Origin of the sequence: Geoalkalibacter sp., assembly GCF_030604225.1 — a bacterium.
GTDB lineage: Bacteria > Desulfobacterota > Desulfuromonadia > Desulfuromonadales > Geoalkalibacteraceae > Geoalkalibacter.
Genome location: NZ_JAUVWH010000148.1, coordinates 1 through 7,395 on the forward strand (window position 1 = coordinate 1; position 7,395 = coordinate 7,395).

5 protein-coding genes are annotated in these 7,395 nt (G+C 64.2%); 2 read left to right on the top strand and 3 right to left on the bottom strand.

Going from position 1 to position 7,395, the window contains the following annotated elements; all coding sequences use genetic code 11:
• A partial coding sequence (locus tag QAT43_RS13295; RefSeq protein ID WP_442900267.1) for a sodium:solute symporter family transporter occupies positions 1-638 on the top strand: 638 nt, incomplete at its 5' end.
• Between the two features lie 161 nt (positions 639-799).
• On the opposite strand, the gene katG is transcribed toward QAT43_RS13295, so the two are convergent.
• Positions 800-3,088 (bottom strand): catalase/peroxidase HPI, encoded by a 2,289-nt coding sequence (gene katG / locus QAT43_RS13300; protein ID WP_442900268.1) that lies wholly within the window; start codon positions 3,086-3,088, stop codon positions 800-802.
• 393 nt (positions 3,089-3,481) lie between these two features.
• On the opposite strand from katG, the gene QAT43_RS13305 reads away from it, so the two are divergent.
• On the top strand, positions 3,482-5,395 hold the full coding sequence (locus tag QAT43_RS13305) for a putative nucleotidyltransferase substrate binding domain-containing protein (protein WP_305043571.1): 1,914 nt from the start codon (positions 3,482-3,484) through the stop codon (positions 5,393-5,395).
• A 4-nt stretch (positions 5,396-5,399) separates the two neighbouring features.
• Here the strand turns inward: QAT43_RS13305 and QAT43_RS13310 are convergent, their stop codons facing one another.
• Together QAT43_RS13310 and QAT43_RS13315 are read right to left on the bottom strand one after the other, a co-directional pair.
• Positions 5,400-6,644: a Ni/Fe hydrogenase subunit alpha gene (locus tag QAT43_RS13310; RefSeq protein WP_305043572.1), complete on the bottom strand. Its 1,245-nt coding sequence runs from the start codon at positions 6,642-6,644 to the stop codon at positions 5,400-5,402.
• On the bottom strand, positions 6,625-7,395 hold a 771-nt coding region (locus tag QAT43_RS13315; protein ID WP_331518040.1), incomplete at its 5' end, for a hypothetical protein. The genes QAT43_RS13315 and QAT43_RS13310, both read right to left, overlap by 20 nt.

Genomic DNA, 7,395 nt, shown 5'->3' on the forward strand with positions numbered 1-7,395 from the left:
TCATCCTCTCGGCCCCCGAACGCGCGGAACTGGGCATCGCCTTCATCGGCTATCTCGCCGCCGGAGCCATGGCGGCGGGCATTTCCACCGTGGCCGGGCTGCTGGTGGCGGGCGCCTCGGCGGTGGCTCACGACTGGTACGCGACGGTGTTTCGGCCCAACAGCACCGACAGTCAGCAATTGCTGGTCGGGCGCCTGTTCACCGCGGCGCTCTGCGCCATCGTGGTGCTCATCGCCCTCAACCCGCCGGCGCTCATCGCCCAGATCGTCGCCATGGCCTTCGCCATCGCCGGCAATACGATATTTCCCGCCTGCGTGCTGGCGGTCTGGTATTCGCGGGCCAACAAATACGGGGCGCTGGCCGGCATGACCTTCGGCCTGGCCCTAACCCTGCTGGCCATGACGGGCTGGATTCTCAACGTGCCGGCCTTCACCGCCACGGGCCTGCTACCCGCGACCTCCTCGGCCCTCATCGTCTGTCCCCTGGCTTTTCTCATCAACATCGTCGTTTCCAACCTGACGGCGGACAGGATCAGCGAAACATCCCTGCGACGCAGCGATCAGGTGCTGCGCAAACTGCACAATGTCCCGGCCGGCCTCGATGAGTCGCCACGACCGAAGGGCTCCTCGGCGAGTTGAGGAACCTCAGGGCCAACGCACCTCGCTGGAAAAAACCCTCTTGTCGGCAACGACCCAGGAGGAAGGGATTTTTTCAAAAACCTGCCGTGGCGGGGAGAATGATCTTTGTGAAATGGGAGCTGTGACGCAGATACGGTCACAGCTCCCACAAGAGGCAGGGATCAGATGTCGTGTTTCAGATCGAAACGATCGAGTTGCATCACTTTGGTCCAGACCTTGACGAAGTCCTTCACAAAACGTTCCTTTGAGTTGTCGAAGGCATACACCTCGGCAACGGCCCGCAGCTCCGCATTCGCGCCGAAGATGAGATCGACCGATGTCGCGGTGTACTTGACGGCGCCGGTCTTGCGATCGACACCCTCATACACGTCATCGGCCTGGGCTTTGCGCCAGCTGGTGGACATATCCAGCAAATTCACAAAGAAATCATTGGTCAGCGTCCCCGGCCGATCGGTAAAAACGCCGTGCTTGCTGCCGCCGGCATTGGCATCGAGGGCGCGCATGCCGCCAATGAGCACCATCATTTCCGGCACGGTCAGATTCAGTTGATCCGCCCTGTCGACCAGCATTGCCGTCGCTGAGCGGTAGCTTTTTTCCTTGTTGAAGTAATTGCGGAAGGCATCGGCCTGAAGCTCAAGAACCGCCATGGACTCGACATCCGTTTGTGCCTGCGTCGCATCGGCGCGCCCCGGCGTAAACGGCACCTCCACGGCAACCTCCGCCTCCTTGGCCGCTTTCTCGATCGCCGCGGCGCCGGCGAGCACAATCAGATCCGCCATGGACACCTTCTTGCCCGCGGCGGCCGCGTCATTGAAGTCCTTCTGAATGGCTTCGAGTCTCTCCAGAACCTTGGTCAGCTCGGCCGGGTCATTGACCGCCCAGTCCTTTTGCGGCGCAAGCCGGATGCGCGCGCCGTTCGCCCCGCCGCGCATGTCCGAGGCGCGGAAGCTCGCGGCGGACGCCCAGGCGACGCGCACCAGTTCGGGGACGGCGAGGCCGGATTGGAGAATGGTATTCTTGAGCTGTGCCGCATCCTCCGCGCTGATGAGTTTGTAATCAATCGCCGGAATCGGGTCTTGCCAGAGAAGCTCCTCGGTGGGTACATTCGCGCCCAGGTAGCGGGCGCGCGGTCCCATGTCGCGATGGGTCAGCTTGTACCAGGCCCGGGCAAAGGCTTGCTTGAATTCCTCCGGATTGGCGAGGAATCGCTCGGCAATCTTTTTATACTCCGGATCAAACTTCAACGCGAGATCAGCCGTGGTCATGACGGGCGGGTGACGCTTGCCCTCGACATGCGCATCGGGCACCGTCGTGTGCAGGCTTTGCTCCTTGGGCATCCACTGGATGGCACCGCCCGGGCTGCGGGTCTGTTCCCATTCGTTGTTGAGCAGATTGGACAGATAAAGGGTGGTGAACTGGGTCGGGGCCTGAGTCCAGGCGCCTTCCAGGCCGCTGGTGATGGTGTCTTCCGAATGACCCCGGCCGCATTTGTTCTTCCAGCCCAAGCCTTGCTCTTCAAGCGAAGCCGCCGCCGGCTCGGGTTCCAGGCAATCACCCGGCTTGTGCGCGCCGTGCATCTTGCCAACGGTGTGACCGCCGGCGATCAGGGCCACCGTCTCTTCATCGTTCATGGCCATGCGCCCAAAAGTCACCCGAATGTCTTTCGCCGAACCGACCGGATCGGGCTGGCCCAGGGGCCCTTCGGGATTGACGTAGATCAGCCCCATGTGGGTCGCACCCAGGGGGGCTTGCAAAAGGCCGTCTTCTTCATGACGTTCGCTGGCCAGCATGGTCACCTCGGGACCCCAGTAGACCAGGTCCGGTTCCCAATCGTCGATGCGACCACCGGCAAAGCCATAGGTTTCAAACCCCATATTTTCCAAGGCGACGTTGCCGGTCAGGATCATCAGATCCGCCCAGGACAGAGCCGCGCCGTATTTTTGCTTCACCGGCCACAGCAAGCGGCGCGCCTTGTCCAGATTGGCATTGTCCGGCCAGCTGTTGAGGGGATCAAAGCGCATCTGCCCGCCGTCGCCCCCGCCGCGGCCATCCAGGGTGCGGTAGGTGCCCGCGCTGTGCCAGGCCATGCGAATGAAAAGCGGGCCATAGTTGCCGAAATCCGCCGGCCACCAGTCCTGCGAGGTGGTCAGCAGCGCATCGATATCTTTCTTGACCGCGTCCAGATCAAGGGTCTTAAAGGCTTCGGCATAGGTGAAATCCGCTCCGAAGGGATTTGAACGCGCATTCTGGGTGCGCAGCGGCGAAAGATCGAGTTGCTCCGGCCACCAGAACTGATTGGAGCGCGGCTGGCCGACGCCGACCGTGCCCATGCCGGCGGCACCCGTGGGTTTGCTGATGTTGGTGGAAACCTCGCTCGCGGCGACCGGTGGCGCCAGGGACAAAGCCAGGACACCCGCCAATGCTGCTGTCAGGAACATACGATTCTTCATCATGCTCGCCTCGTTGATGGTCGGCTGCAACCGCAGCGTTGTTAATGGGGTTTCTCATCGGGACTGATGAGACGTAAATCACCCCTTAAAGAAGTACCGAGCAAACCAACAGAGACAAGTAAAGCTCAGTTCGAGAGGAACGCAAGGCCGTGGGCGGCGCAAAGGCCGCCTGCCGTCCGTCTTCGACATTTTATCAGCGGCGCAGGAATTGGCCGGACGCTTCGATTCCATGGGGGGCGAAAAGCAGGGCTGTCACTTCGGGGATGAAAAAATCCGTTGCTCTTTGTGCGCTCCATGATAAAATAAGAGCGTTTTCATCGTTCGGCTCTCCGCAGACCCTGGAGAGCCGTTTCATCGTAGGCACGCACACTTTTGGGAAACGATCCCCCGCTCATGGGCCTCAGCCAGCAGCTCAAGGAAGCCGAACCCTTCAATCACCTGCCCGCGGCACTCTTCGAGGATCTGCAACGCGTGGCTCAGCTGCGCAGCTTTCCGCCCAACACCTATGTGTTCCACCAGAGCGAACCGCCCACGGGCTATCTCTACGTCATCCGCGAGGGGCTGGTGGAGATCACCCTGATGAATCCCGGCGGCGTGGAAATGGTTGTCGATTACCGCCAGGAAGGCCAGTTTTTCGGCGCCACCCCGATCTTCTCCGACGACCCCTACAGTGCCGGGGCGCGCACGGTGCGCAAGACCGATTGCTACCTGATTCCCGCCGAAAGCATCCGTACGCTGGCCCGCGAATTTCCGCAGATCAGCGCCTATTTCACGCGCATCGTGCTGTCGCGGGTGCGCAACCTGTACGGGGAGATCGTGGCGGATCATTCCCAGAAGGCCCTCACCCAGATGGAGGCCTATCCCTTCAAGAAGCGCCTCTCCGAGATCATGTCCTCGCCCGCCGTCACCTGTCGTCCCGAGGACAGCGCCCGCGACGTGGCGCGACGCCTGACCGAAGCCGGGATCAGCGCGATCCTGGTGCTGGACGCCGAGGGCCGGCTGCAGGGCATCATCACCGAGCGCGACCTGGTGGCCAAGGCCCTGGCGCCCCGGGACAGCGATCCCGACAGCCTCACCGCCGGCGCGGTGATGACGCCCCAGGTGCATGGCTTGTCGCCCGATACCTATATGTTCGAGGCCATGGCCTTCATGACCGCGCACCGCCTACGGCACCTCCCGGTGCTCGATCGCGGCGAGGTGGTGGGCATCGTCACCCTGCGCGACCTCATGCGTTTTCGCAGCCAGAAAGCCATGCTCCTGGTGGGCAACGCGCGCCAGGCCCAGGACTTTGCCGCCCTGGCCGCGGTACGGCGCGAAATCGCCACCGTGGCGCGCACCCTGCTCTCCGAGACCCGCGCGACGCCCGATGTCATGGAGATTCTCTCCTACATTCACCACACCATCATTCGCCGCGCCTTCGATTTGTGCCTGGAGCAGATGTTGGCCGAAGGCATGGCCCAGCCCGACGTCCGCTACTGCTTTCTCATCATGGGCAGCGGCGGACGACGCGAGATGCTGCTCCATCCCGATCAGGACAACGGCTTTATTTTCGAGGATTTTCCCGATGAGCGCCTGGCCGAGGTGGAGGCCTTTTTCGTGCCCCTGGCCGCAAGGCTGGTCAAGGCGTTGGATGAGGTGGGCTATCCGCTGTGCACCGGCAAGGTGATGGTCGACAATCCCCTGTGGCGCGGGCGGCTGCGCGACTGGCGGGCGCGCATTCACGACTGGGTCAATGAGCCCGAGCCGCAGAAGGTGCGCTATTCCTCCATCTTCTTCGACTTCGTGCCCATGGCGGGGGACGGCACCCTGGCCCAGGATCTGCGCGAGATCGTGCATCAGCAGATCCGCTCCTTCCAGGGCTTTCTCTATCACATGATGTCGCTCGATCTGCGCTACCGCGTGCCCGTCGGCCTGCTGGGACGCTTTCTGACGGAAAAGAGCGGACCCCACAAGGGCGAGTTGTCCCTCAAGCACGGGGGAACAGTGTACATCGTCGACTGCGTGCGCATGTTCGCCCTGGAGCGCGAGCTCACGGAAATCACCACCCTTGAGCGCCTCGATGCGCTGGTCAAACGCAACGTCTTTTCCGCGGAAACCGCCGAGCACATCCGCGCCGCCTTCGAGGCCCTGAGCTTTCTGCGGCTGCGCAACGAACTGATCATGCTCGACCAGGGCCAGCCCCCAAGCCACCATCTCAATCCCCACAACCTGTCGAAGACCGAGCAGGACTTGCTGCGCGAATCCTTCAACGCGGTGAGCAAGCTGCAGGACGCCACCAAGCGCCACTTCGCCCGCACGCCGTTTTAGGCGATCACCTCCGCAGCACGTGCACCGCGCAGCTGATGCAGGGGTCATAGGCCCGCACGATGCGCTCGGCCGCGCTCGACAGCGCCGCCTCGTCCTGGACGTCCGCCAGATCCGCCAACAGTTGCGCCTCCATGGCCGCCTGATTGATCGCCGTCGGGGTGAGAATATCGACCGCGGCGATGCGTCCCAGGTCATCCACGCCGTAATGATGGATCAGCAGCCCCCGCGGCGCCTCCACCAGACCGGTGCCGGTGCCGGGACCGACGCGCACCGCCGCGCGCAAGGAGACCTCCCGAGGTTCCGCCGACAGGTGCTCGGCCAGGGTGCGCACCTGCGCCAACGCCTGACCAAGCTCTCGGGCCTGACACCAGTTGTTGGCATGGATGCCCGTCGGCCCCGCCGCATCGGGCGCAGGAGGATGAAAACCGTTGTTGGCGCGGGCCAGGGCGCCGGCAAGCAAGGGGGCGCCCTGGCACAGGGAGCGGCGCGCATGGGAATAGGACAGGGTCTGCTCCTGGATGAACCGCCCGTAGTGAGCCGCATCGGCGTCGCCGAGCCCGGCCACGCGCAGCCGCTCGCCGCTCAGGCTCAGGGCGCCGGAGAACGCGAGGGAAAGACTGCGGCCGACGGGCGCGGCCGCGGTGGGGAAGCGCTGTGCCTCGCCGAACACCGCCAGCAACTCCGGCAGCTCGTCCTGCCAGCGCGCGGCCGCCTCGGCCAGGCGGGCCAACGCGGTGGGTTCAGGAAAGAACAAGACGCCGCCCGGCTCCACATTGATGGGATGAATCACCCGGCCCCCGGCCAGTTCCTGCACCTGGTTGCCGAAGGCCTTGAGCGCCAGCCCGCGGCGGGCAATCCGCTGGTCTTGCCGCAGCAGGGCGAGGATGCTGTCCGCGGCATGGAGATCGGGCAGGATCAGGCAGAACAGATGCAGGGCATGACTCTCGATGAGGCCGCCGAGGAGCAGCAGTTCGCGAATCCGCGCGGCGACCGGCGGAACGTCCACCTGCCAGGCCTGCTCCAAAGCGCGAACCGCGGCCACGCGATGAGCACCGGAGCAGATGGCGCAAATGCGGCAGACCAGGGACGGCACCTCTAGGGCGGGGCGCCCCGGCAGAAAGCCTTCAAAAAAGCGTGGGGATTCGGTCAGGGCGACGCGCGCGGCACTCAGTCGCCCGTTTTCCAGCTCCAGTTCGATCCGTCCGTGGCCCTCGACGCGGGTCAGGGGTTCAAGACACAGACGTTTCATGATCCCCTCCGGCAAAACGGGTCATGCGCCGGCGAATTTCGCCCTCGCCCAGGCCCAGGTCCAGGAGCAAGCGAAATTCCTCGCCGCGGTTGGCCTCCGCCGCCCAGCCCCGACAGCCTTCACACGCCACCCCGACGCTCGGACAGCGCGCCTGGCAGCCGGCGCGGGTCACCGGCCCCAGACAGGGCAGTTGCCGTTCCTTGAGCAGGCAGAGGTTTTCCCGCAGGCGGCACTCCATGCACACCGGATAGTCGGGCAGCGCCGGCAATCCACCCCGCAGCAGGGCCCCCAAGGCACCCAGCAGTTCTCCTGCCTCGGGCGGGCAGCCGGGAACGTGAAGATCCAGGGTCACGAAGCGCTGCAGGGGCTGGGGCGGAAACACCTCAAGGCAGGGGCCCCCCTCGCCATGGACTCGCGCGCACAAAATGCCGCGATCCACGCTGCCAAGGGCGTTGATCCCGCCGCTCAGGGCACAGGCGCCGACCGCCACCAACCAGGTCGCGCGCCGGCGCAAGGCCATGAGACGGCGAATTTCCTCGGGCGCCGACACCGAGCCTTCGATCAGGGCGACATCGAGAGCTTTGCCATCGTCAGGCGCTGAAGAGGCCATGGGAAAGGCCACCTGTTCCACGCCCTCCGCCAGCGCCGCCAGTTCCTCCTCGCAGTTGAGCAGACTCAGCTGACAGCCGCAGCAGGAGGTAAAGCGCTCATAAAGCACTCGCAGCTTCGCCACCTCAGATCGCTCCTTCCA

Excerpts from the sequence above, each read along its gene's own strand:
- katG (WP_442900268.1), bottom strand. The coding sequence starts at position 3,088 with ATGAAGAATCGTATGTTCCTGACAGCAGCATTGGCGGGTGTCCTGGCT.
- QAT43_RS13305 (WP_305043571.1), top strand. The coding sequence starts at position 3,482 with ATGGGCCTCAGCCAGCAGCTCAAGGAAGCCGAACCCTTCAATCACCTG.
- QAT43_RS13310 (WP_305043572.1), bottom strand. The coding sequence starts at position 6,644 with ATGAAACGTCTGTGTCTTGAACCCCTGACCCGCGTCGAGGGCCACGGA.